The 24,252-nt window shown below is 50.5% G+C and carries 23 protein-coding genes; 20 read left to right on the forward strand and 3 right to left on the reverse strand.

Going from position 1 to position 24,252, the window contains the following annotated elements:
* Window positions 1–24 precede the first annotated feature (24 nt).
* From VV088_RS21365 to VV088_RS21405, 9 genes are all read left to right on the forward strand, one after another.
* Complete coding sequence (locus tag VV088_RS21365) at window positions 25–504, forward strand: hypothetical protein (RefSeq protein WP_334602673.1); 480 nt, start codon at window positions 25–27, stop codon at window positions 502–504.
* Between the two features lie 660 nt (window positions 505–1,164).
* Window positions 1,165–2,979, forward strand: a complete 1,815-nt coding sequence (locus VV088_RS21370; RefSeq protein WP_334602674.1) for a reverse transcriptase domain-containing protein — start codon at window positions 1,165–1,167, stop codon at window positions 2,977–2,979.
* Window positions 2,980–3,923: 944 nt separating this feature from the next.
* On the forward strand, window positions 3,924–5,738 hold the full coding sequence (gene ltrA / locus VV088_RS21375) for a group II intron reverse transcriptase/maturase (RefSeq protein WP_334599169.1): 1,815 nt from the start codon (window positions 3,924–3,926) through the stop codon (window positions 5,736–5,738).
* 96 nt (window positions 5,739–5,834) lie between these two features.
* The gene (locus VV088_RS21380; RefSeq protein ID WP_442913198.1) at window positions 5,835–7,085 is read left to right on the forward strand and encodes a VirD4-like conjugal transfer protein, CD1115 family; all 1,251 of its coding nucleotides are present in this window, start codon (window positions 5,835–5,837) and stop codon (window positions 7,083–7,085) included.
* Complete coding sequence (locus VV088_RS21385) at window positions 7,082–7,450, forward strand: glutamyl-tRNA amidotransferase (protein WP_334602675.1); 369 nt, start codon at window positions 7,082–7,084, stop codon at window positions 7,448–7,450. Before VV088_RS21380 ends, VV088_RS21385 begins: the two co-directional genes overlap by 4 nt.
* 72 nt (window positions 7,451–7,522) lie before the next feature.
* A complete protein-coding gene (locus VV088_RS21390) occupies window positions 7,523–8,365 on the forward strand; it encodes a hypothetical protein (protein ID WP_334602869.1) in 843 nt (280 codons plus the stop codon).
* A 443-nt stretch (window positions 8,366–8,808) separates the two neighbouring features.
* On the forward strand, window positions 8,809–9,114 hold the full coding sequence (locus tag VV088_RS21395) for a hypothetical protein (protein ID WP_334602676.1): 306 nt from the start codon (window positions 8,809–8,811) through the stop codon (window positions 9,112–9,114).
* A gap of 127 nt (window positions 9,115–9,241) precedes the next feature.
* A complete protein-coding gene (locus VV088_RS21400) occupies window positions 9,242–9,574 on the forward strand; it encodes a PrgI family protein (protein WP_334602870.1) in 333 nt (110 codons plus the stop codon).
* Window positions 9,567–11,891: a VirB4-like conjugal transfer ATPase, CD1110 family gene (locus tag VV088_RS21405; RefSeq protein WP_334602677.1), complete on the forward strand. Its 2,325-nt coding sequence runs from the start codon at window positions 9,567–9,569 to the stop codon at window positions 11,889–11,891. Before VV088_RS21400 ends, VV088_RS21405 begins: the two co-directional genes overlap by 8 nt.
* 65 nt (window positions 11,892–11,956) lie before the next feature.
* Here the strand turns inward: VV088_RS21405 and VV088_RS21410 are convergent, their stop codons facing one another.
* On the reverse strand, window positions 11,957–13,306 hold the full coding sequence (locus VV088_RS21410) for a KAP family P-loop NTPase fold protein (RefSeq protein ID WP_334602678.1): 1,350 nt from the start codon (window positions 13,304–13,306) through the stop codon (window positions 11,957–11,959).
* A 144-nt stretch (window positions 13,307–13,450) separates the two neighbouring features.
* Between VV088_RS21410 and VV088_RS21415 the strand changes: the two genes are divergently transcribed.
* Window positions 13,451–15,565 carry a C40 family peptidase gene (locus tag VV088_RS21415; protein WP_334602679.1) on the forward strand — a complete coding sequence of 705 codons (2,115 nt, stop codon included), beginning with the start codon at window positions 13,451–13,453 and terminating at the stop codon, window positions 15,563–15,565.
* A 57-nt stretch (window positions 15,566–15,622) separates the two neighbouring features.
* Here the strand turns inward: VV088_RS21415 and VV088_RS21420 are convergent, their stop codons facing one another.
* A complete protein-coding gene (locus tag VV088_RS21420) occupies window positions 15,623–15,949 on the reverse strand; it encodes a helix-turn-helix domain-containing protein (RefSeq protein ID WP_334602680.1) in 327 nt (108 codons plus the stop codon).
* Between the two features lie 248 nt (window positions 15,950–16,197).
* On the opposite strand from VV088_RS21420, the gene VV088_RS21425 reads away from it, so the two are divergent.
* Window positions 16,198–16,491, forward strand: a complete 294-nt coding sequence (locus tag VV088_RS21425) for a hypothetical protein (protein ID WP_334602681.1) — start codon at window positions 16,198–16,200, stop codon at window positions 16,489–16,491.
* A 41-nt stretch (window positions 16,492–16,532) separates the two neighbouring features.
* Here VV088_RS21425 and VV088_RS21430 read toward each other — a convergent pair whose 3' ends face one another.
* Window positions 16,533–16,892: a helix-turn-helix transcriptional regulator gene (locus VV088_RS21430; RefSeq protein ID WP_334602682.1), complete on the reverse strand. Its 360-nt coding sequence runs from the start codon at window positions 16,890–16,892 to the stop codon at window positions 16,533–16,535.
* Window positions 16,893–17,071: 179 nt separating this feature from the next.
* Here VV088_RS21430 and VV088_RS21435 point away from each other — a divergent pair, with 179 nt between their 5' ends.
* The 9 genes from VV088_RS21435 (at window position 17,072) to VV088_RS21475 (ending at window position 24,121) form a co-directional block, all read left to right on the forward strand.
* Window positions 17,072–17,590, forward strand: coding sequence for an RNA polymerase sigma factor (locus tag VV088_RS21435; protein ID WP_334602871.1), 519 nt, complete (start codon window positions 17,072–17,074; stop codon window positions 17,588–17,590).
* Window positions 17,583–18,293, forward strand: a complete 711-nt coding sequence (locus tag VV088_RS21440) for a DUF4367 domain-containing protein (RefSeq protein WP_334602683.1) — start codon at window positions 17,583–17,585, stop codon at window positions 18,291–18,293. Before VV088_RS21435 ends, VV088_RS21440 begins: the two co-directional genes overlap by 8 nt.
* 100 nt (window positions 18,294–18,393) lie before the next feature.
* A complete protein-coding gene (locus tag VV088_RS21445) occupies window positions 18,394–19,014 on the forward strand; it encodes a hypothetical protein (RefSeq protein ID WP_334602684.1) in 621 nt (206 codons plus the stop codon).
* A gap of 21 nt (window positions 19,015–19,035) precedes the next feature.
* Entirely contained in the window at window positions 19,036–19,881 is an 846-nt protein-coding gene (locus VV088_RS21450) for a hypothetical protein (RefSeq protein ID WP_334602685.1), read from the forward strand.
* A gap of 58 nt (window positions 19,882–19,939) precedes the next feature.
* Window positions 19,940–20,578: a hypothetical protein gene (locus tag VV088_RS21455; RefSeq protein ID WP_334602686.1), complete on the forward strand. Its 639-nt coding sequence runs from the start codon at window positions 19,940–19,942 to the stop codon at window positions 20,576–20,578.
* Between the two features lie 508 nt (window positions 20,579–21,086).
* On the forward strand, window positions 21,087–21,518 hold the full coding sequence (locus VV088_RS21460; RefSeq protein ID WP_334602687.1) for an RNA polymerase sigma factor: 432 nt from the start codon (window positions 21,087–21,089) through the stop codon (window positions 21,516–21,518).
* Window positions 21,519–21,523: 5 nt separating this feature from the next.
* Window positions 21,524–21,760 (forward strand): helix-turn-helix domain-containing protein, encoded by a 237-nt coding sequence (locus VV088_RS21465; protein ID WP_334602688.1) that lies wholly within the window; start codon window positions 21,524–21,526, stop codon window positions 21,758–21,760.
* Between the two features lie 465 nt (window positions 21,761–22,225).
* On the forward strand, window positions 22,226–22,384 hold the full coding sequence (locus tag VV088_RS21470) for a hypothetical protein (RefSeq protein WP_334602689.1): 159 nt from the start codon (window positions 22,226–22,228) through the stop codon (window positions 22,382–22,384).
* 90 nt (window positions 22,385–22,474) lie between these two features.
* The gene (locus VV088_RS21475) at window positions 22,475–24,121 is read left to right on the forward strand and encodes a recombinase family protein (RefSeq protein ID WP_334602690.1); all 1,647 of its coding nucleotides are present in this window, start codon (window positions 22,475–22,477) and stop codon (window positions 24,119–24,121) included.
* Window positions 24,122–24,252: the final 131 nt, after the last annotated feature.

Genomic DNA, 24,252 nt, shown 5'->3' on the forward strand with positions numbered 1-24,252 from the left:
TGAGACACAAATCAGGAGGTATCCGTGAAGCAGCAGAATAACAGCGGACCCCTCCCGTGGCTCCTGCTGGCCGTCCCCGTCCTCTGGGTGGGGGCGGCCCTGGCCAGCGGCTACCGGGAGGACATGACTATTTTCGACCTGATGGGGCGTTTCAGTATCATACTGGAACGCCCCTTTGACATCCGATGGACGCCCTACACCCTGAAATTCATGGTGGTGGCCCTGGTACTGTACGCCTTCGCCGTCACCCTCTACTTTTCCTGCAGGCAGAACAAGCGGCCCGGCGAGGAACACGGCTCCGCCCATTGGGGGAATGTTCACACTCTGAACCTCAAGTACCGGGATAAAGACCCCCACAACAATGTCATTCTGACCCAAAATCTCCGCATGAGCTTGAACGGGCGGAAGCACCTGCGCAACCTTCTACAAATCGTGGTGGGCGGCTCTGGCTCAGGTAAGACCCGGTATGTGGTCAAGCCCAGTGCGTCCGTAAGGGCAGAGTGACGCCTGCCCGCGGAGCTGTTGAAACCCCACCTTGAGCAAGTGGTGGACAAGGTATCACGCGGTGGTCAATCCACAGGGAGAAGGAGGCCCACACAGACCACACAACGCAACCCATCATCCCCCGTCTAACCCCGAAAGGGAAACCGGAGGGCGACCATAGCATGACGGAGTACACGGGCCGGTACGAGCTTCACGGACGGCGGCGTGGAGGGATGAAAAGATGTGCATGAGGATGAAAGCTATACTGCCTGCTTGACAGCCAGAGATTGGGCCCAGACAGTGCCCCCGGCGTATGGAAGCTAAACCCGCCGGCGCTCCTGACAAAGTTAGTGTTCGGCTCTATCTTTGCAGATACCCGGAGTGAATCCAGCCACGGGAAAGTGGAAAATGGCGAACGTCACATACCGACAGCACATCACGCTCGTTTCAGCAGTTCTAAACGGAGATTGCTCTAAAAGCGGAGCGCCGCCCAGGTGCGGCTATGGGAGCTATGAGAAAAGCGGCCCTGAAAATCCGCCAAGGCAACGGAGCTGTCATAGTAGTCTGAGGACCCTGGATTGACAGGGATAGCCGTAAAAACGGAAGCGAATAATGACGCCCACATGGCGAAGGACAGCGGCCAATCATTTTGATACAAGAGAGGACGGTGCGCGAGGCACCATGAGAAATCCGATTGATGTATTGAAGCTCCTCACGGAGAAAGCAAGTGTAAAAGGCTATACTTTTGAGCGGTTATACCGCAATCTGTATAACCCGGACTTCTATCTGCTGGCCTACAAGAATATTGCGGCCTCACCGGGCAGCATGACCACAGGCGCGGATGGATTGTCCATCGACAATATGAGCATGGCTCGTATCAACAAAATCATCAAATCCCTGAAAGACCAGACCTACCAGCCCAATCCGGCTCGGAGGACGTACATCGCCAAGAAAAATAACCCGGCGAAGCAACGCCCTTTGGGTATCCCTTCCACCAACGATAAGCTGGTGCAGGAAATCATTCGGATGCTGCTGGAGGCCATTTACGAACCCACCTTCTCCAATCTGTCCCACGGCTTCCGTCCAAAGCGAAGCTGCCATACGGCATTGTCCCAAATCAAGGATACCTTCACAGGTGTACGTTGGATGGTGGAGGGCGACATCAAGGCTTGCTTTGACTGTTTCGACCACCACGTTCTCATTGATATTCTACGGCGGCGCATTAAGGATGAAGCGTTTTTGTCCCTCATGTGGAAGTTCCTGAAAGCCGGATATATGGAGCAATGGGAATACCACAAAACCTACTCCGGCACCCCCCAGGGCAGCGGCATGAGCCCTATTCTGGCAAACATCTACCTCTCCGAGCTGGACACTTTCATGGAGGAATACAAGGCCCGTTTTGACACGGAACCCTTCAAACGCAACGCCAGCAAAGAATATGAGAAAATTGCCAGACGCTACCGCAAGGCAAAGAAAAAGCTGGACGCGGGAGACCACTCGAAAGAGGCAGTCCAAGAGTTCAAAGCGGCCCAAAAGCTGAAACTGTCCACACCCTACGCCGACGTGCTGGACGCTGATTTTAAGCGGATACAGTACAACCGCTATGCAGATGACTTTGTGGTGGGCGTGATCGGCTCGAAGCAGGACGCAATATCCATCAAAGAGGATTTGCGGCGATTCCTGTCCGAAAAGCTGAAGCTCACTCTCTCCGAGGAAAAGACAAAGGTCACTCATTCCAGCCAGGCGGTGCGTTACCTGGGCTATGACATTCGGGTCGTCCGAGATAAAGCAACCAAACGGGATAAGAACGGCGCATTAAAGCGTCCGTGGTATGGGAAGGTGTTCCTCTATGTTCCCCATGAAAAATGGGAGAACAAACTGCATGAACTTCGGGTGATGCAGGTCAAATGGGATGAAAACCGGGGCCGTGACTTCTGGCGGCCCATGCACCGAAACGAGCTGCTCAACAGCACGGATATTGAAATCGTCAGGCAGTACAATTCGGAAATTCGCGGCTTGTACAATTTCTATCGTATCGCGGAAAACGTCGGCGTACTGAGCAAATTCTACTATATGATGCGCTACAGTATGCTGAAAACCTATGCCGGAAAATACCGCACCAACGTCAGCAAAATTAAGAAAAGATATATGCGCGGTGGTGTGTTCCGGGTGCCCTATATCACTAAATCCGGACCCAAACTGTGCGAGTTTTACCATGATGGATTTCGCAAACAGGACAAGGGTTATGACAACGTGCAGGACACCCTTCCCCGGTATATCCGCTATGATGGGAGAAATACCCTTGCGAACAGGCTGAGAGCCGGTATCTGCGAGCTGTGCGGCAACAAAACGGACGATATTCGTATGCACCACGTCCGCGCCCTGAAAAAGCTCACCGGCAAAACCGAGGCGGAACGCCTGATGCTGCATATGCGCCGGAAGTCACTGGCGCTGTGCCCGTACTGCTATCAGTCTACACTTGCTCAAGAACCGTGATGGTGATTGCGCTTGGAGCCGGATACGCGGAGACGTGTAAGTCCGGTTCTGGAGGCGGCTCCGCCGAGACCGCTGGCGAAAGCCAGTATGGCGCGGCGGTGCCTACCTCACATTTGTATGAGGCCAACGCCTCCTACATAGCGACTGACCCCAAGGGGGGTGCGACACGTTCCTAACTGAAAAGGTTAGGCGTGGAGCCAAAAGAAGGACAGGAGATTGAAAGGAGCTTCTGGAAAGGTTTCATAGAACTGATTGTCCGACAGGTGGAATGAAGGGGTAACGCCTGGAAACGCCTGCTCTGATCCTCCGAATGGCATGGACGCTGTCAGGAGCGGAAATGTCATAAGCTCGGTGAAGTCGGCTGAGAGCGCACCCTAAAGACGCAGGAATGCGGTACAGGAACAGCGAACCAGAGGTGGTCGAGTACGTGATAGGCCGGGAGTCCAAGTAAGCATCTATGGTTAGAATCCTCCATGTTACAGCATGGCGGAGGCGTATTCTCGATTGTACGGGTCTAAATAGGGTATTGGCCGAATGGGCCAATCTCACCATCGTGTGAGGTCTGTGGGGATGAGTAAAACTCGGCTTTTATGAAAGTCCCTGCGCTGTTACAGGCGGCGGCAAGCAGACAGGCTTATAGAGAAGACCTACGGATGCTGAAAACAGGATAGGACAATCGGAACGTGGTAAGCCAGCGACGCGGAGAGCTTGACCTCTGTGAAGCGGCGGCAGGGAAAAATCTTCGGAAACAACCTGCCTTGCGCTGGTGAATGTGGCGGCACAGTACCAATGAAACGGAGCTAATAAAGCCGTGGAGGGATAGCCGCCAGTCAGTGTTTTACAATAAATCGAAGTTACAGTTCAAATGAGCAAAATCATTCTGCATAAGGTTCGAGTATGACTAAGAGAGGCAAACCCTTCAAGAAATTGGAGTGAGCCGACTTATGGCAGCCAACAAACCAAAGAAAAAGCAAGCACTCAGAAATAATGAGTATTACAGTACCCAAGCACTATTTGACGATTTATATGAGAGAAGTCAGCGCGGCGAAATCTTCACGCACCTGATGGAGCTGATTGCCAGTGAGCAGAATATCCTGCTGGCCTACCGCGCCATCAAAAAGAACAAGGGCAGTAAGACCAAAGGCGTAAACTCGACCACCATCGTTGAAATGGGAGAGAAACAGCCGGAGGAACTGATTGCCTATGTGCGAAAACGACTGCAAAATTTTCACCCTCATGCAGTCCGCCGGGTGGAAATCCCCAAACCAGATGGACGTATGCGCCCGCTGGGCATCCCCACTATGGAAGACCGTATCGTTCAGCAGTGTATCAAGCAAGTGCTGGAGCCAATCTGTGAAGCAAAATTCTACAAACACAGCTATGGTTTCCGTCCAAACCGAAGCGCCCACCATGCGGTAGCCAGGGCAATGTTCCTGGTGAATATCTCGAAATACCGCTATGTGGTGGACGTGGACATCAAGGGCTTCTTTGACAATGTGAACCATGGGAAGCTGCTGAAACAGCTTTGGACACTGGGCATACGGGACAAGCAGTTGTTGTGCGTCCTGTCCAAAATGCTGAAAGCGCCCATCCAAGGTGAGGGCGTTCCGGCAAAGGGGGTGCCGCAGGGCGGTATTCTCAGCCCGCTGTTATCCAATGTGGTACTGAATGAGCTGGACTGGTGGATTGCCAGCCAGTGGGAGGAATTTCCCCAACTGCAACGGTATCGAAGCCGGCCCCATTACAAAGGAAATGGCACGCTGAAGCAGGTGTATTTGGTACGGTATGCGGATGACTTCAAGCTGTTCTGCAAATGCCGCAGTGACGCAGTGAAAATATTTGAAGCAACGACAATGTGGCTGAAAGAACGGCTGGGGCTGGAAATCAGCCTGGAAAAATCTAAAATCGTCAATTTGAAAAAGAGATACTCAGACTTTCTCGGCTTCAAGCTGAAGCTCCGCCCCAAAAGCGGAAAATGGGTGCTGAAATCGCACATGGCAGACAAGGCGCAGAAAAAGTGCAGGGAAAACATACGCTCAGCCATTGGACGAATCGGCAGAGAGCCAAACCAATGGAGCGTGATGCAGTTCAACGCTATGGTGCTGGGCCTGCATGAATACTACAAAATCGCAACCAACGTATACCTCGACTTTGACCGCATCGCCTTTGATGTCAGAAAGACACTTTTATGCAGAACGAAAAGCCATCGAAGCAAGACCGGCCTGCGAAGCCAGGCATTTCAGCAATTCTATGGCGATTTTACCGGGAAAATATTCAATGTGGCTGGGCTGGCGCTCTTTCCAATCAACGGAGTGAAAACTACGCCGCCTATGTGCTTCTCTCCCGACATCTGCAATTACTCCGAAAAGGGACGGGCTAAAATCCATGAGCTGCAGAAGGCAATCAGCCCTGTTATCCTGCAAAAACTCATGGAGCATCCCATACAGGGGCAGAGTACCGAGTTGAACGACAACCGCATTTCTCTCTACATCGCTCAGCGGGGAAAATGTGCCATTTGCAAAGAGCCCCTGCTGTCGGGGGATATGGAAGTCCACCACATCACGCCAAAATCCAGCGGCGGAAAGGACAACTACTCCAATCTGGCGCTGGTAACGGGGGATGTTCATAAGCTCATCCACGCAACCGACCCGGTAATCATCCAAAAATATCTCGATAAGCTGAAACACTGCAAGCTCAACATGGCGAAACTCAATAAATTCCGGCTGTTGGCTGGCAACTGTAAAATCGAATATAGGTAAACATTGATGGGGCGCCGTGTGATGGGAAACTATCACGCACGGTGCTAAGCGGGGGAAAAGCCGGAGATTACTTCAAACGCTTACCTATCGCAAAAGCTGGCCCGATCCGCCGTCCCTCTGCTGCTGCAAGAGGGCTACACCATCCGCATTATCGACTTGGTGGACCCGGAACACTCAGACTGCTACAATCCCTTCCACTACATCCGCAGCGACGCCGATGTGCTGAAGCTGATCGCCAACTTCATTCGCAACACTACCCCGAAAAATGCCCATTCCAATGATCCGTTTTGGGAACGGAGCGAAATTGCTCTGGATTCCGCCCTCATGCTCTACCTTCTCCACGAGGCGCCCCCGGAGGAGCAGACAATGGAAATGATGTTGACCATGCTGGAGTACGGGGCGGCCAAGGAGGGGGACGGGGACTATCAGTCCCCATTGGATCTTCTCTTTGAGGCTTTGGAGGAGGAGCAGCCCAACCACATCGCCCTGCGCCAGTACAAGGTGTTCAAGCAGGCCCCCAGCGAAACGGCTATGAGTATCCTCATTACCGCCTCTGTCCGTCTGGCCCCGTTTACGTTGCCGGAGGTCCAGCGGATCACCAGCCGGGACACCATGGAGCTGGAGAAGCTGGGGGAACGGAAACAGGCAGTTTTCTGTATCATCCCGGACAGCAACGACGCCTCTCTCAATTTCCTCGTTGGAATGTTGTATACGCAGGCATTTCAGGAGCTGTACTATCAGGCGGACAAGGTACACGGCGGCAGTCTCCCCGTCCCGGTACGGCTCATGTTCGACGAGTTCGCCAATGTTGCCCTCCCGGACGGCTATGCCCGGCTCCAGGCCACCATGCGCTCCCGGAACATCATGGCAACCATTATACTGCAAAACATCTCACAGTTGAAGGCCCTTTTCAAAGATGATTGGGAGGGGATCATCGGCAATGCGGACAGCTTTATCTACCTCGGGGGGAACGAGCAGAGCACCCATAAATTTGTCTCCGAGCTGCTGGGCAAGGAGACGATCCAGACCCAAACCCACAGCCAGAGCAAGGGGCGCAACGGCTCATTCAGCCAGAATTTCCAATCGGCTGGCCGTGAATTGCTTACCCCCGATGAAGTGCGTATGCTGGACAACCGTCTGGCCCTGGTCCTGATCCGGGGAGAGGCCCCGGTCATCGACGCCAAGTACGACTTGACACGTCACCCTAATATCAAGCGGACTGCGGACGGCGGGGCCGCCCCCTACACCCACAACGCCCGCTGCCTCTATGACGTGGGTGACCTGGATTTTACGTTTACATCCCTGGATGAAATCGAAATTATTGAAAATATGGAGGAATCTTTATGAACAAACACACCAACATTCCCGCGCCCCGCAACACCCTCACCCGCCAGCAGCGCCGCCGCAGCCGCCGTGCCCGCTGCCTCTACACCGCCGCCGTCCTGGTCCTGTCCCTCTGCGCCGTGCTGACCGTCCCCGCCTTCGCCGTCGGGGACTCCGATCCGCTGGCTATCGTCAACAACCTGAGTGAGTTTATCTTTTCCATCATCAAGGCCCTGGGTATCATTATCCTGGGCTGGGGCATCGTCCAGGTGGGCATGAGCTTTCAGTCCCACGACGCCAGCCAGCGAACCCAGGGCTTTCTCTGCCTGTTCGGCGGGCTGATGATCGCCTTTGCTAAGGAAATCCTGGGCACTATTGGCGTAGTATGAGTAACATTGGCACAAAACAGGGAATGGCGTCTCACGGTGAGACGCCATTCTCTCCTATGGAGGTGAGCGACAATCAGCGATAACTGGATCGTAAATATTCTGGAAACCGCCCTGGCCGACTGGAACGGCAAACTGACGGAGATATGGACGCTGTTGACCCAGACCCCGCAGAATTTCAAGGGCGGCGACGTCTGGACTGTCATCATAGGCATCCACAACGCCCTGGTAGGGGTGGGCTATGGCCTGTTGGTCCTGTTCTTCGCGATGGGTATCTTCCAGAGCGCCGCCAGCTTTCGGGACTTCCAGCGCCCGGAATTTGCCCTGCGGCACTTTATCCGCTTCATTCTGGCAAAGCTGGCTGTAGGGAGCTGCATGGAGATTATGACTGCTATTTTCAGCGTGTGCGGCGGGATCATCGCTACGGTCATGTCCGGTATGGGCGGCTCCGTCTCCACGGCGGCCACCCTGCCCAGCGAGATCGTGACGGCCATAGAGGGCTTGGGCCTGTTGGAGAGTATTCCCCTCTGGCTTGTCTCCCTGTTAGGTTCCCTGTTTATCACTGTCATGTCCTTTGTTCTGCTGCTGACGGTATATGGGCGGTTTTTCCGCCTCTATATGTTCACCGCCCTGGCTCCGCTGCCTCTGGCTACCTTCGCCGGGGAGGGCACCGCCGCCAGCGGCAAGGCATTTCTGAAAAGCTACATCGGCGCGTGCATGGAGGGGGCCGTTATTGTCCTGGCCTGCCTGATCTACTCCGCTTTCCTGTCCAGCAGCACCCCGGCAGCGGACGCCACCCTGCCCGCCGTCACAATGGCATGGCAATACATTGGACAGTTAATTTTCAATATGCTGATCCTCACCGGACTTGTCAGGGGAGCGGACCGCATTGTGAAGGAGGTTTTAGGAAATGTTTGATTTTTGGGGTAAATACGGCCTAAAATTTCAGAAAAATAGTGCCGCATATATACGCAACTATGTCCAATATTAGAACAGGGAAACTTCACAAATTTTAGTATGTAATATTACCGCTTTTTCGGAAATACCCCTATTGATTTCTGAGAAATTTAGAGCTACACTAGTACCCCAAACAAATTAAGGATTTTGGAGTGCGTGGCTGGGCTTTAGCTGTCAGTTTAGCAGACTGGTGGATTAAGTGCTACAATTTTCCAACAATCCATTTGCGTTAAAGATATAAGGCGGTCAAGATGATGCTGGGTGGAGAAAGTCTTTGTACGTATTGGATGATAAGCGTATTTTTAAAAGGAGGTGCCTCAGCTTCTTAATGAAAAACGAACAGCGGGATTGCCATTACCGGGATGCAAAAAGTATAACCGCCCCCTTAGAAGGAGGCACCCACGATGGAACTTCTACCTGCAATAATAAAAGAAATTCCAGTCCCTGTCCTGATAATCATTGGAGCAATTACTATCCTTTTGATTTTTTCGGAATCCATTGTAAAATGCGTATTGGGCTTTATTTTAGCTCTTACTGCGTTGAAGAAAGGACACGAAGAAATTGAGTATTACGATACAAGAGTAAATAAAAAGCACAATGAACAATCAATAGACCCGGCAAAAAAAGAGGGACAAAAAAATATTCAAAAGCCGCTCAATATTGAACTTCTGAAAATTGTCAAGAGCATATTACATCAAAAGAGAGATTAAAGAGGGGCAAGTATTCATTGTATCCCTGCGAGGAGCAAATTTTGCTCCTGTTAAAGGAGACCATTCAATATGGTCTCCTTACTTTTTTACACATATTTTAAAGAGGTGATTCAATATCGAAATCAAAATCCCTAAAGAAGTGCGCCAGCACAAGGAAAGTATTTTCTTCGGCCTGTCCACCCGGCAATTTTTCTGCGCCGTGGCTGCCGTAGGCATCGCCGTGGCCGTCTATCTGCTGTTAGGACCGGCCATCGGCAAGGAAAACGCCAGCTGGCTGTGTGTCCTGGCCGCCGCGCCCGTGGCCGTGGCGGGCTTCTTCAGCTACAACGGCCTGACCCTGGAGCAATTCGCTTGGGCTTTTCTCAAGTCGGAGCTTCTGTGCGCTGGGGGCCGGCGCTTTGTCTCCGAAAATTTCTACTACAATATGCTGGGCCGAAAGGAGGCGAACGACTTTGATTAAAGCCCTGATTGCCGCCAACAAGAGCGAACGGGATAAATTCAAGATACCCCGCAGCGTCCAGCAGTCCATCCCCATCAAGTGTATCTACGAGGACGGCACCTGGCTGGTGGGCCGTAAGCACAGCCGTACATGGCGGTTTACCGATGTGAACTACGCCGCAGCGTCCGAGGACGACCGCCGGGGAATCTTCCTGTCCTACGGCGGAGTGCTGAACAGCCTACCCACCGACGCCGCCGCCAAGATCACCATTATCAACCGCCGTCTCAACCCCGTGGACTTTGAGCGCACGATCCTGATGAAAGAGCGGGGCGACAGCCTGGACAAGTACCGCCGGGAATCCAACCAAATCCTCACCCAGCGGGCGGCGGAGAGCAACAATCTGGTCCAGGAGAAGTACATCACCCTGTCCATCCCACAGCGGAATATCGACGAGACACGGGCCTACTTCCGCCGGGTGGACGCCAACCTCTCCAAGAGCTTCGGGCGGCTGGACAGCGGGGCCCGGCCCGTCTCCAACCATGACCGGCTCCGTATCCTCCATGACTTTTTCCGCCCCGGCGAGGAACAGTATTTTACCTTCGACCAGACCGCCACCATCCGCCGGGGCCTGGACTTCAAGGACCTGATCTGCCCGGACGGTATGAGGTTTCGGGCCGGGTACTTTGAAATGGGGGACAAGGTAGGCCGGGTGTTGTTCTTGAAAGACTTTGCCAGCTACATCAAGGACAGCATGATTGCCGACCTGTCCGACTTCTCTCGCAACCTCATGCTGTCCATCGACATTCTGCCCATTCCCACCGACGAGGCCGTAAAGGAGATTCAGGGCCGTATCCTGGGCATTGAGACGGACATTACCCGTTGGCAGCAGCGGCAGAACGACAAGAACAATTTCACCGCCACTGTCCCCTATGAGCTGGAGCAGCTTCGGGGGGAGGCCAAGGAATTTCTGTCCGACCTGACGGAACGGGACCAACGTATGATGTTTGCCGTAGTGACGCTGGTGCATATCGCGGACAGCGTGGAACAGCTGGACGCTGACACGGAGGCACTTTTGACCATTGGCCGGGAACATCTCTGCCAATTCTCTACCCTGCGCTACCAGCAGGAGGATGGACTGAACACGGTTCTGCCTTACGGTCTGCGTCGGGTAAAGGCTCTGCGGACGCTGACCACCGAGAGTACCGCCGTTCTTATGCCCTTCCGGGTCCAGGAGATTCAGGACCCCGGCGGCCTGCCCTATGGGATCAACGCCATTTCCAAGAATCTGCTGATCTGTGACCGGAAACAGCTTATTTCTCCCCACGCCTTCTACCTGGGCGTCTCCGGCTCTGGCAAGTCTATGGCAATGAAGTCCACCATTGAGAACGTGGCCCTTGCCACCAATGACGACATCATTATCATCGACGCGGAACGGGAGTATGGCCCCCTGGCCCGTGCCCTGGGCGGGGAGGTCATTGAAATTTCTCCCAACAGCCCCCACCACATCAACCCGCTGGAACTGACGGAGGACTACGGCGACGGGGACGATCCCGTAGCCATGAAGTCGGAGATCATCACCAGTATTTTGGAGCAGCAGATGGGCATGGGCCGTTTGAGCGGCGGGCACAAGTCTATCATCGACCGCTGTACCTCCAACGTCTACCAGAACTATTTCAGCAGCCGGGGCAAGGCTCCTATGCCTTTGCTCACCGATTGGAGAAATGAGGTCATGCGGCAGGTAGACCCGGAGGCCCGGGAAATCGCCCTGGCTGCCGAGTTGATCACCGAGGGCAGCTTGAACGTGTTCGCCCACCCCGGCAACGTGAATATGGACAGCAGGATCGTGGTCTTGGACCTCTACGAGATGGGGGAACAGCTTCGCCCCACCGCCCTGGTGGTCACCTTGGAGGCCATCCAGAATCGTGTCATGGAGAACCGCAAGCGGGGCAAATACACCTGGGTATTCCTGGACGAGTGCTATCTGTACTTCAAATATCACTACTCCGGAGAATTTCTCTACCGGGCGTGGAAACGCTTTCGGAAGTATGCGGCTCCCATGACCGCCGCCACTCAGAATATCGAGGAATGTCTGAAATCCGAGACGGCCCGGCTCATGCTGGCCAACTCGGAATTTTTGCTGCTGTTCAATCAGGCGGCCACAGACCGGGCGGAGCTGGCAAAGCTGCTGCATATCTCCGACACGCAGATGGGCTATATCACCAACGCCGAGGCGGGTCACGGCCTGTTGCGGATCGGCGGCTCCCTGGTGCCCTTCTCCAACACCATTCCCAGGGATACGGAACTGTATAAGCTCATGTCTACGACCCCTGGTGAATGAAATCCCACCGTGAGACGTGAATTTGTGCCCTATACCGTTGTGTAATAATTGGTATAGGGCACAGTTCATTTAATAATTGATGATAATTCATCAAAAATTTTTGCCGCAGCTACAATTTGATTATACTTACTACTATCACGAAGGAAGTATTGACAAGATGTATTTCTCTCCACAGGTTGTTTTAGCGTGGCAATATACCAATATGCCAATGCACAAGGGCCCTCAATTATTTCATGAAACGTCCTTCCATTCATAATCATATTATTTTTATAAGAATCGCCTTCAAGCGTTTTTATATATTCATATAAATTTTGACCCAAAATGTCTATCCATATCTGTTTTGTCAAATGACTTATTTCAGGAATCCAGTCACTAATATGTTCCGTTGGGTATCTATATGAAATAATTTGATGAAGTAATTCAAAGTATAATATTGATGGATGTGACAAATCCCCAAACGCTAAATTGTGGAGCACGATTATGCGATTAAGAATCTTTTCTTGAGTACGAACATCAATATCATTAAAAAGCCGAGATGAAAATTGTGATAAATCCTGCAACTCAACATCATTCATCGTGTCAAAACAATCAAGATAATCTTTGTGTCTTTCCCAAAAGGAATCGGACACCAAACCGTTATCTAATTGTACAGAGAAATCAATAAATTTCCTCATAAAATGTTGAACATCTTGTTCCTCTATACCGTATATACTTTGTATAACATGGTTGAGTTTAGTGCCATCATATGCCAAAATCACTATAATATTTTGCTGACTTTCAAAGAGATGATGTAGGCGTTCAAGAACCTTAACTGCATATTCTGGAACACACCGATCCAATTCATCTACTACGACAATAATCGGTTTATCTTCTGTCATTTTTGAAAGCTGATTCCTGGTTTTAGTTAAAATGGTTTTAAACTCAAAAAACGTATCATATTTATGGTTCTTTTTAGAGTCCTCTTCTATACCATTTTTCTGTGTTTCATATCGCTCAATTATAGATTCTGGAGACCATCCAGTTTTTGTCTCTATGACGTTGCACACAAGTTCTTTTCCCAAATCTTTTGCAGCCTTAAATGTAGCTTTCAATGTTGGACTCGCTTTGGGAAGCAACCGATTATAGTTTTCACAAATATTACGAATAGCAGCAATGATAGCAATGGAGGGTTCATCATAATAGTCATATTGCCAACAATCATAACGGAAAACGATGTATCGATCACCAGCAGCGTCAGGGTCTTGGAATAAACTAATCTGTTCCTCGAACATATCAAGAACATAGCTTTTACCGCTACCCCATTTCCCATCAATAGCAAAAGTACATCCTTGTTTATTGTCAGCTAATTGCCTTACAATTCTGATTAAGTCATCTACAAATCTTTGCCGATTTAATACATCAATTTTACCGCTCATAAAGATACTCCATTTCTATCTAAAATCATCTGGAGAAGATATTAAAATTATAGCGCTAAAATATAGAAAAAACAACTATCAGCAGACTGGTATTAAGGGTACATCTTTTGAAAAGGTGTATCTTATTTCTTTTTAGGAGGTAAAATGTCCAAAATACGAGAACGAAACCAAAGAGACAAAATAAAAAATCAGGGAAAACGCAAGAACAGCAAGCCAGCGCAGCAGAAGGTCCAGCGGGTCATGACGGCCAAGCTGAAAAAGGAGCTGGCCCAGCAAAAGCGGGGCGGTGGCTCCGTCACGGAGCAGCCCCATGTCAGCAGTGCCACCACCGAGGCCGTGGATCAGGTGGAGCAGACCACCGAGGCCGCTGTCTATGAGAGCGGCCATCAGGTAAAGCGTGGTATTTCCAGGGCTGTCACTAAGGCTAAAAAAGAGCGGCAGGAGGTGAAGAGACGGCAAAATCGGCCAGAGGCGCCAGAGCCGCCGTCCCAAACGTCACCCAGCGCCACACCCCGGCAATCTCCAGCTTCACCTGGCAGCCCGCAAGTATCCGGGGAGCGGCCACTCAATACCCCGCTCAACACCACCGGGCTAAAAACTTATATGTCTGACAGTCCAACAGCACCCAAGGTACGAGGCACCCCCACAACAGCGGCTGCACCGGAAATCAAGGCCCGACCAGATTATAAAGCGGATACTGCAACGGCCTCAGCTGTCCCCTCATCGGGGGATCGTATGCTTCAACAGGCCGTAGACAAACAGCGGGAGCAATTCAGATACCCGAAACGGACAAGCACCCTCTTAGATAGCGGTGATAGCTTATCCCTAACCAGGACTTCCACAGTTCCCAAAGGCGATCTCTCTCCTCAAAATCAATCTATCAATCCATCCATCAAAGAGCGCCCCCGGCGCTCCGCTGTTTTGAAGGAGAAGCCCCCAGGTGGAGGATTTACCCCCAGGACCCGGCCAAGGGCTGAACAGGCCGTTAAGAACGCAGTGGCTCCTACAAATGGAAAACGGACCTCCGCCAATCTGGCTGCAAACAAGGCCCGGCAAAGGGCCAAGCGAGAAGCCCAGCGGAGCATATTTCAGAGGACAAAGCAGACGGCCAGGAACGCCGCAAATTTATCCAAAAAAACAGCGATTGCCACCACAAAGGCTGTGAAAGCCCTGATTGGCACCCTGTCTGCCCTTATGGGTGGCATTGTCCTGGTTGCGGCCCTCTGCGTTATTTTCCTGGTGGCCGCTGTGATCGCTTCGCCCTTCGGTATCCTGTTTGCCAATGAGCCGTCCCCCGGCGCTGTACCTCTGAACGTTGCTGTATCTCAGATCAACATGGAGCTGACGGACAAGCTGTCCCTTTTACAAGCGGGGACCTATGATAGCATTGACATTCAGGGCGCTGGCCCGGACTGGAGAGAAGTTACGGCGGTATTCGCCTGCAAGACCGCTATGGGAGCGGACAGTGTAGATGTAGCCGCTCTCACGCCCGACCGTGTAGAGCGGCTGAAAGCTGTCTTTTGGGATATGTGCTCCATTACTTCCAGCCCGGAAACCATTGACCATCCAGCAGTTGGCAGTACGGCGGCATGGAGTGAAAAGGTCCTGCATATCACCATTGCCGCTAAAACTGCGGACGATATGTGGACGGCCTACTTATTTAACAGCGAGCAAAACAGTTCCCTGACCGAACTGCTGGCTGAGCTGGGGGTGATTGGTGATCTGCTGGGTGACCTGAGTATTTCGCAGGAGAGCGTAACCGAACTTCTGAGCCGTTTGCCAGCGGACCTGTCCCCGGAGCGTCGGGCCGTGGTGGAGACAGCTTGCAAACTGGTGGGTAAAGTAACCTATTTTTGGGGCGGAAAGAGCCGTGTAATCGGCTGGGATTCCCGCTGGGGGACGCTTCAAAAGGTATGGGCGTCGGGCAATTTCACCAGCGGCACCTACCGGCCCTTTGGCCTGGATTGCTCCGGTTTTGCCGATTGGGTATTCTACAATATCTCAGGCGGCAGCTACATCCTGGGCCACGGCGGGGGTGCTCATGCACAGCATACCTACTGCACCCCTATTACCTGGGCCGAGGCCCAGCCCGGCGACTTGGTTTTCTATCCCAATGATACCCACGTTGGTATTGTGGGTGGCTGGGATGAAAGCGGCAATATTCAGATTATCCACTGTACCAGCAGCTACAATAACGTGGTCATTACTGGGAAAGCCGGTTTTGCCACCATAGGCAGGCCCATGTACTACACCTCATAAAATGAAATCTCACGGTGGGACGCGAATCTTGTCCAGAATCGAATCCCACCGTGAGACTTATTTTTCTGTGATCCATTGGATAAATAACAACACTTTTTCTAAAGCTGAATCATCTAATTCTTGCAGCCTTTTCCCTAACGCCGCTCTTTTCGGGTCCTTTACTTCCAAGCCGGCAAAAAACTCCGAGGGACTGATCTCAAAGTAGAGCATAATTTTGAACAGCTCTTTCATGGAGGGCATCGTGGCCCCACTGGTAATCGACCGAATATATGATCCACTCTTTCCCAACTCTAAACTTAGACGGTGTTCTGACACATTCTTTTGTCCCCGCAGCTCTGTAATTCGCTCACGCAGATATTGCTCATATTGCAGTACCTCATCCATGCAGCACACCTCCCTGACTATTCACTATTGTACCTTGAATCAATAGGGAGTATCAGCGGTAAAAGTATCAATTTCGATTTGACAATCTTGAAACCAGTAGTATAATTATTAACCAGGAAAAGAAATTGATTTTTATACTATTTGACAGGCGAATGAGACAAGATATATTTTAGCAGAGGACCGATATTGGAATGGCGTACATGGGTCAAAGAACTTACTTGACGGCAATTTAATAGGGAGGCTAGACTATGCTGACTTTTGAAAAGATTTTAAGCGTATTTGAACAATTTCTTTCCGAAAACGGAATATATGAAATTGTGCAGACATCACACGGCTACACTGTCCTGGAGTGGGATTCCTGCGCAAAAGAGTGGATCAACGTAAAACTCTGCGCAACTCCGGAAGAAATGGCAGAAACCTTATTAGACAATTTAACGGGCTATTTGGAATACAAGGCCACGCTGGGCCGCAGGGATCTGACCTATGATGATATGGCCCAGGTCAGCGCCCAACGACAAGCCTATCTGGAAAAGCTCCAGTAGAACAACAGCACAGGCGCTCTAAAATTGAGGTGCCTGTGCTGCTATTCATTATCATCAATTTCTCTGGCTCCTATCAATCCCTCTGCGGTTGATTCCATGACGGATAACTCTTTTTCATTCAGCGAATCCAGGAGCCAATCTACTCGTTGCCGCCGTTCGCTCTTTTCCTTTTGCCGTTTTGGGGAAAAGAACTGATCTACAGAAATATCAAGCAAGATGACAAGTTTATAAAAGACTGCTAAACTTGGGTGCTGCCCCCGATTTTCCATATACATAATAGAGTGAGCAGTACGGTCTATAAGCTGGCCCAGGTATTCCTGCGTCCAGCCTTTGGCCTCCCTCTTTCGCTTGATTTCTTGCCCCAATGCGTGAAAGTCCAGTTGCATTTCGTTTTCATACATTTTTATATCACCTCATGTTATTTTACATTTAAGGTACAGATATGAAAACAAAATGAAATTCTAGTTTAGATACTATTTTATTCTAGTTTCCGGGCGATATAAGGAATGTTGATATTATATTTATCTGTGGTATAATCAAACCTGCAAATATACCGTATCTGGAGGTGAGGCCCTTGCTGATGTATTTGGCTATGCTGGAATCGGACGGAGACCGCCAAGAGTTTTTGAAGTTATATAATTTGTATTCAACTCCCATGCTATTAGTCGCTAAAAAGATTTTTAGTCAAGACTATAGTTCTGCGGAAGATGCAGTTCAAAACGCATGGATAAAGGTTATTGAAAATTTTTCTAAAATTTTGGCTGTTCCTTGTAAGAAACGGGGGGCGTATCTCGTTATAATAGTTAAGAACGAAGCACTCTCTATGCTGCGCAAACGGCAAAAAGAGCTCCCCCTAAATGAAACAGTAACCGGCGAAGAAGCGGCCATAGAAAACAGCAGCCAACCGATCCTGGATATAATTCATAAAATGCCCCAAGTGTATCGGGCGGTTTTAGAAATGCGGTTTGTTGAGGAGTGCAGCACACGGGAGATTGCAAACCGTCTCCATCTGAAAGAAAGCACAGTGAATACACGGATTCATCGGGGCAGATTGTTGTTGATCAAAAAGTTGAAGGAGGAGGGATATATATATGATTGATTCTTCGGATGACCGCCTCTTACAAAATATCCTTTTAGACGCCGCGGCGGAAGAATATATTGCGGAACTGGCCTCCACAGAAGATGTAACTACATCCCCACGCTTTCAACGCCAGATGAAAAAAATGCTTGCAAACCCCAATTCGTGGGCCAAACAGCGCAAACGCCCATTATGGAAACAATGCCTCTCCAGGGTAGCCATGCTGTTATTAGCCTGCTCCATAACTCTTGGCGCTATGATGGTGGTTAGTCCTACTGTTAGAGCGACCGTGGTTAATTGGGTCATGGAATGGTATGAGACACATATTATTTACAGATTCTTTGACGAATCCCATTTGGATAAACTGCCGTTATATGAAATTACAGACTTGCCAACTGGCTATAAAAAAGTTGAAGAAATCCGAACATGGAACAGTGTAACTATCCAATATGAAAACGAAGAAGGAGATATAATTTATTTCCACTATTCGTATATGATCCAGGGAAGCGCATTAGGTGTTAATACTGAAAATGCGGAAATATATGAGGTAAATATTCATAACTGCTTCGGGCATTTTTATTTATCGACAGACCCGCAACAGAATAACACTTTGATTTGGCTTGACGATCAAAAGAAGATTAACTTTCTAATTGATGGATTTTATGATAAAGATGAGTTATTGAAGATGGCGGAAAGCATTGTGTTGTGCAATGTGACGAAATAGTAAAATTTTTGGAAATCATGTAAGAAATAGCCTCTTTTCTGCGTTAGTAGGGCAAAGGCACAAGACTTAGTTTTGTGTGCCGCAGAAGGAGGTATTTCTTATGTCAATTTCAAGTATCTACGACGGGTACAATGTGACCTACACTGAGTGGGGACGCTGTGCCAAGCCCAAAGACAACCCGGATTCCAAGGTCGGGATTTATTGGGGCAAGGAATTTGAGGAAAAATTAAAAACAACGCTTGCCCAAACCGCAGCCGAGCAAACCGAAGCGGCTGAAAATGCTCCGCCCCGCGCCAAGCTGACGGATGATGACATCAAGGAACTGGCAAGCAAATATAACCCAGGTTCCATGACCCGGGACGAGTATGATTCATTTTTGGAGGAGCTGGTGGACAAAGGCGTTTTGACCCATCAGGAAATTCAATATATGGGCTATAAAGGAATGGTCTATTTGGACCTCAGCGACCACGGAAACTTGAAGCTGACGCCGGTTCAGATCAATCCCAATGACCCTATGGCCCGAAAGTGGATGTTCGACGGCTATAGTCTCTCTGGCGGCCTCTTCAGATTCGACGGTTCAGCTAATGCGAATGAGGAAATGGACCTTACACTCTCTGCCAAGCTGTACGACATGTTTACGCCAACCGAAAAGAAAGCCGCTTACAGCTACTACGGAGCCCTGTATGATGTTGTGAGACGAATGGATTCTGTACGCAGCTAGCAGTAGAAAGGAGCATTTAAAATGAGCGGCATCTCTACATTCACCGAAGCGGTCTATATGCCCTGCTACCATATCGACCTCTCCGCCAAAAAAGCGACCCTTGGCAAATACAACTACACTGAAATGATGAAAAAAGCAGCCCAGCAGACAGATGACAACATCACATATTATGAGCCAGACAAATACGGTAGAGTCTTTGTGGACCCGGCCCATCCCTCAAGGGCTGCTTTCGAGCCAGCGGACACCTCTGACATTTCGCTCCCGGCACCCAGCTCCGCCTATATGCCCGCCGTGAACACCAAAGCAGAGGAGACGGAGAAAGCACAGAAAAAGGAAGAACGTAAGAATCAGGATGAACAAGCGAAGCTGCTCCGGGAGGAACGTCTCCAAATGGACCAGATGGAAGCGATGCTTCGCAAATTCGGTATGCTTGGCTATCGGATGGACTTCCAGTCCTGGACACTGACCCCCGACCCCAACTACTTTTCCGATCTGCTGGCCAAGCAGTCAGAGCTGGCCAAAAGCGGGGAAAGCAAACTGACGCAGCAGGAAATCGAGGAGCTATCGGGAAAGTGCGACATGAACCAGATGTCGTCCCAGGAGTACAAGGACCTTGTTAACTATTTGTTCGACAAGGGCGTGATAGCCCGCCCGGAGCCTCTAGGCTTCGACCCTGGAGAACCTGTCTGCATCAAGGGAGGTCAGGCGTGGCTGGAATCTGCGGGAACAATGCGGAATACGGGTAAACCAGGTGTCGCGCAGTTTCTGCATCCTTCTCTGGCGGAATTTCACAACAGGCTTCGCGCTGAACAAGCGGCGGCCAAGGTTATTCAAAGCATCGAACGAATGGATTCTGCACGCAGCTAAGGTTTGATGGCGTTCAGCTGATTCACTATACTGATTGAAAGGTAAGGTAAAACAAAATATGGATCTCAGCATCAAAGGAAATTATTTCCAACCACAAAGGAGCAGCCAAGCGCAAAACACAAGTTTCAATAAAGAAAAAACATCCTTTACCTACCAGCTTTCCGCTAACCACAGTGCCATTACTGGCCCTGGGACCACGATTCCGATGTGGACAGAGGATACCATCTATTACGGCATGGACGGAAATCATCAAGATGTCCATGTTACTCTGGCTGAGGATTCCACCGAAGATGATCCCATTGTCCGAATCAAAGGCCACTCTGCCAGCGGGGAGTTTGACTTCACCCGCCACATCAAGGACATTGACCCAAGCAACGCTTCCTATGCGGAGATGTGCGCTCTGATTGGCTGGGAGGAACGGGTCAACCCTTCTGGCAAAAAGGGGCTGTTGATGCCTACTCCCCTTGGAATGGACGTCGGGAATGTGACCCGGAAACAGAATTTTGTGAATTTAGGCTCCCAGTATCTTGCTTCTGGAAAGTTTAGTCAATCCATCGCTGATCAAACAAAAGAATTATTGGAGCTTTACGAAAAACTAATGCGGATAAATCGGTCTGCTGCCGACGATTTACAGACTTATACCACTTATCGGCGGGTAAATGACCTTGCATTGTCTGGATTGATGAAAAGCACATAAATTGGAGCACCTCCGCCAACGGCATAATAAAAAAACCGTTGTTTTGGCGGAGGGCATTGGTGTGCCTAAATTGGATTAAACGGCGGTTTTGAAATATCAAATTTCAAGCCGCCGTTTTCTTTTAAAAAAATGATAAACGGGGGGTGTGTTAAAGTCACCCATTTTTAAGAACACGGCGGTATCCGGGAGGTATCACCGTGTCTTTTTGCACGCCCAGGACACATGACTGGTCAAAAAAATCCACTGCTCCAAGACGGGAAAAACCACCCCGGAATATACTGAAAAATATCATCTAACCGAAAACGCCTTTGTACCTGTCCGTATGGCCTTGCGCTATGCGGATATTTTCATGTCCAACGGGCCCAGCAGTCGCCGCATACCGCTATTTTTGTGCCTAAAAAAATTTTTTTCAAAAAGGGGCCATTTAGCGGGCAGCGGAGAGCGTGGCCGGTGTCCTATTAGCGGAAAGGGAGAGAACCACCCATCCCCAACGAAGGGGGGTGAGAAAATGGGATCGATCCCCCGCGAATATGAACAGCGGTGCCAGTTTGACGCTTTCTGTAAATCGGTACTGCGCAACGAAGCCTGGAATCTGAAGCGGAGCATGAAGCGCCAGCGGCGCCGTGTCACCCCGCTGGATACCGTGCCTCAGACCGAGTGGGACAAGCTCAGCACCACGGACTGCTACCCCAGCGACAGCTTTGTATTTTCGTCGCACGGGTACAGCATGTGCATTGACAACGAGCTTGTGGCCGCCGCTTTTGCCGGCCTGTCCGCTACGGAGCAGAGCATCCTGATCCTGCACTGTGCGCTGGACATGACAGACGCTGAGATTGGCGCATACTTGGAAATGTCCAGAAGCGCCGTCCAGCGGCGCAGGACAAAAGCCTTGACCGGGCTTCGTGCAAAATTGGTGGCGTTAATGTCAAAAGGAGGGTAAACACCATGAAGCAGACCCGTCACAAGGGCAGGGAAATGCTGCCCCTATCGGTAAGCGACGCTGCCCGTTCCGGGGACGCCGAGGCCGTGGAGCGTGTCTTGCGGTATTATTCCGGCTACATAAACAAGCTGTGTACCCGGACGCTCTACGACGAAACCGGACGCCCCTATGAGTGCCTGGACGAGTACATGAAGTGCTGTCTGGAAATCAAGCTCATTCAGGCTGTTGTTACGATGGAGTAAATAATACGGCCCACGGCAAGGGAGCAGCTTAACCCTTTCCCTGTTCCCTCCGCCTGCCAGCCGCTAACCGCACCTTGACAAAGAAAGCCCCGCAAGAGAACGGCGGAGCAGCATAGGGCAACGGATACATTCTGTATGTGTCGCGTCAGTAGGTTGCGCCATGACCTCATACCTTTTCTGAATTTTTTGAGTGAGCGAAAAAACGCCTATCTTGAAAGTTGGCAGCTTGTAATCAACGTCACATACGCTAATGATACTCCCCTACAGCCACAGTCCGAGCGTTAAAAGCGTCGCAGGCAATGGGTAGGGCCGCATGAGAACCATGCAGGGGGTGAAAGTCCCGTGGAGCTGTGCCGCCAGCCGTCCGGTTTATGCCCATATATGACCGCACTCTATTCAGTGCGGATATTCCCATATTCAAATCTCATCGTGAGACGTGAATCTATGAGTAAAGGGGTGTCCACATTGGCTGATACTAAAATAGGAGCTCAGCGCAATGTCGAAGAAATAAAAATCGGAAACACGACTTATATTGTAAATGAATATTTTGCCGCCAGCGGCGCCACCGTTTCAGAAAAAATAAAGCGTCTGCTTGACAAGGAAACAAAAAGAAAATGTTGCTAAACTTGTCAGTAATTTGAAGTTTTTCTTGACATTTAGTATAATATAAGTGTCACAGAGCTTGAAACGGTGACTGCCGGATAGGAGGCTGAAATGAATAGGCAGTTATTCAATTCGAGCGAAAAATGGGCGGCCCTCTATGTCCGTCTCTCCCGCGACGACGAGAACGAAGGGGACAGCAACAGCATTGCCCATCAAATCGAAATTCTCACCAAGTATGTAAAAGACCACGGGATCACCAGTTATAAGGTGTATAAAGATGACGGTTATTCTGGAACCAGCTTTAAGCGTCCTGGCTTTCAAGAAATGTTGGCAGACATTGAGGCTGGGCTTGTCAGTATGGTAATCGTCAAGGATATGTCTCGATTTGGCCGCAACTATCTGGAGGTAGGGTTATATACGGAAATCCGCTTTCCCGAGATGGGCGTCCGCTTTATCGCCGTCAATGACGGAGTAGACAGCGAGGATCAGATGGGCAACGACTTTACCCCGTTCCGCAATATCATAAATGAGTGGTACGCCAAAGATACCTCGAAGAAGATACGGGCGGTTTTCCGTAATAAGGGAATGTCCGGCCAGCGACTGGCCACCAACGCCCCCTACGGCTATATCAAGGGCGAGGACGGCCATCTGTTAGTAGACAATGAGACGGCCCCAGTGGTGGAGTTGATTTTCCAGCTTTGCGCAGAGGGCAACGGCCCCGGCAAAATCGCCCGTATGCTGAAAGAGCGGGGCATCCCCACACCGGGGACGATTGAGTTCCAGCGCACGGGTCGGACGCGCAACTATCACCCGGACAATCCGTGCGGTTGGAATGAAAGCACTATTATCAATATTTTGGAGCAGGACGCCTATCTAGGCCGCACTACCAACTTCAAAACCACCAAGTTATCCTACAAGAGCAAAAAAACGATTGAGAATACGCCGGACAAGTGGGTGGTATTTGAAGATACCCACAAGGCTATCATCGACCCGGAAACCTGGGAGATTGTGCGAAAGGCGAGGGAGCAGCGCCGCCGCCCCACTAAGATGGGAGAAATGGGGATGTTCTCCGGGTTGGCCTACTGCGCCGACTGCGGAGCGAGGCTTTATCACTGCCGGACTACTTCATGGACGCATGAACAGGAGTGTTATACCTGTTCTACTTATCGGGGGAAGAAAGGTTGCTCTGCACACTATATCCGGGCCGTGGTCCTGGAGCAGCTGGTGCTTCAAAACCTACAAAGGGTAGTGGCATATGCCCAAGAAGACGAGGACGAGTTTGTACGGCGCGTTATGGAGAATAAGACCGTCGTACAGCGGGCGGAGCAGGAGCAAGCCAAGCGGACCCTGGAAAAGCAGGAGCGGCGGATCAATGAGTTGGACGCCATCATCCAGAGGCTCTACGAGGACCACGTTATGGGCAAGCTGAACGCAGAACGGTTTGCGAAGCTGTCCGAGGGCTACGAGAAGGAACAGTCAGACTTGAAACAGTCTGTTGAAACCCTCCGGGCCATCGTAAATGCCGCTGAAACCCAGGCCGTCAATATCCAGAGTTTTCTGAAAATCGTGAAAAAGTACACCGAGCCCACCGAGCTGACTCCGGCACTCCTGCGGGAGTTTGTGGAGAAAGTCGTTGTCCATGCCCCCGATAAATCCAGCGGCCATCGCATCCAGCGCATTGACATACATTATAATTTCATTGGCAAGATTGATTTTTCCCCGGAATTTAGCCGGTATAGCAAAAAAACAACCGCATGACACCGAAGTATCATGCGGTTGCCGCCCGACAAAGAAAACTTCTTTATCAGGCACGCCCTTTGGGACGGCGGTTTTTTTGAAAAAATCCCGTCTGCCCTCTTGACAGACGGGTCAATTAGTGTTATGGTTAG

Origin of the sequence: Lawsonibacter sp. JLR.KK007 (assembly GCF_036941135.1) — a bacterium.
GTDB lineage: Bacteria > Bacillota > Clostridia > Oscillospirales > Oscillospiraceae > Lawsonibacter.

Excerpts from the sequence above, each read along its gene's own strand:
- VV088_RS21395 (WP_334602676.1), top strand. The coding sequence starts at position 8,809 with ATGGAACTTCTACCTGCAATAATAAAAGAAATTCCAGTCCCTGTCCTG.
- VV088_RS21445 (WP_334602684.1), top strand. The coding sequence starts at position 18,394 with ATGTCAATTTCAAGTATCTACGACGGGTACAATGTGACCTACACTGAG.
- VV088_RS21385 (WP_334602675.1), top strand. The coding sequence starts at position 7,082 with ATGAACAAACACACCAACATTCCCGCGCCCCGCAACACCCTCACCCGC.
- VV088_RS21450 (WP_334602685.1), top strand. The coding sequence starts at position 19,036 with ATGAGCGGCATCTCTACATTCACCGAAGCGGTCTATATGCCCTGCTAC.
- VV088_RS21420 (WP_334602680.1), bottom strand. The coding sequence starts at position 15,949 with ATGGATGAGGTACTGCAATATGAGCAATATCTGCGTGAGCGAATTACA.
- VV088_RS21430 (WP_334602682.1), bottom strand. The coding sequence starts at position 16,892 with ATGTATGAAAACGAAATGCAACTGGACTTTCACGCATTGGGGCAAGAA.
- VV088_RS21465 (WP_334602688.1), top strand. The coding sequence starts at position 21,524 with ATGAAGCAGACCCGTCACAAGGGCAGGGAAATGCTGCCCCTATCGGTA.
- VV088_RS21440 (WP_334602683.1), top strand. The coding sequence starts at position 17,583 with ATGATTGATTCTTCGGATGACCGCCTCTTACAAAATATCCTTTTAGAC.
- VV088_RS21460 (WP_334602687.1), top strand. The coding sequence starts at position 21,087 with ATGGGATCGATCCCCCGCGAATATGAACAGCGGTGCCAGTTTGACGCT.
- VV088_RS21415 (WP_334602679.1), top strand. The coding sequence starts at position 13,451 with ATGTCCAAAATACGAGAACGAAACCAAAGAGACAAAATAAAAAATCAG.
- VV088_RS21435 (WP_334602871.1), top strand. The coding sequence starts at position 17,072 with ATGTATTTGGCTATGCTGGAATCGGACGGAGACCGCCAAGAGTTTTTG.
- VV088_RS21455 (WP_334602686.1), top strand. The coding sequence starts at position 19,940 with ATGGATCTCAGCATCAAAGGAAATTATTTCCAACCACAAAGGAGCAGC.
- VV088_RS21425 (WP_334602681.1), top strand. The coding sequence starts at position 16,198 with ATGCTGACTTTTGAAAAGATTTTAAGCGTATTTGAACAATTTCTTTCC.
- VV088_RS21475 (WP_334602690.1), top strand. The coding sequence starts at position 22,475 with ATGAATAGGCAGTTATTCAATTCGAGCGAAAAATGGGCGGCCCTCTAT.
- ltrA (WP_334599169.1), top strand. The coding sequence starts at position 3,924 with ATGGCAGCCAACAAACCAAAGAAAAAGCAAGCACTCAGAAATAATGAG.
- VV088_RS21370 (WP_334602674.1), top strand. The coding sequence starts at position 1,165 with ATGAGAAATCCGATTGATGTATTGAAGCTCCTCACGGAGAAAGCAAGT.
- VV088_RS21410 (WP_334602678.1), bottom strand. The coding sequence starts at position 13,306 with ATGAGCGGTAAAATTGATGTATTAAATCGGCAAAGATTTGTAGATGAC.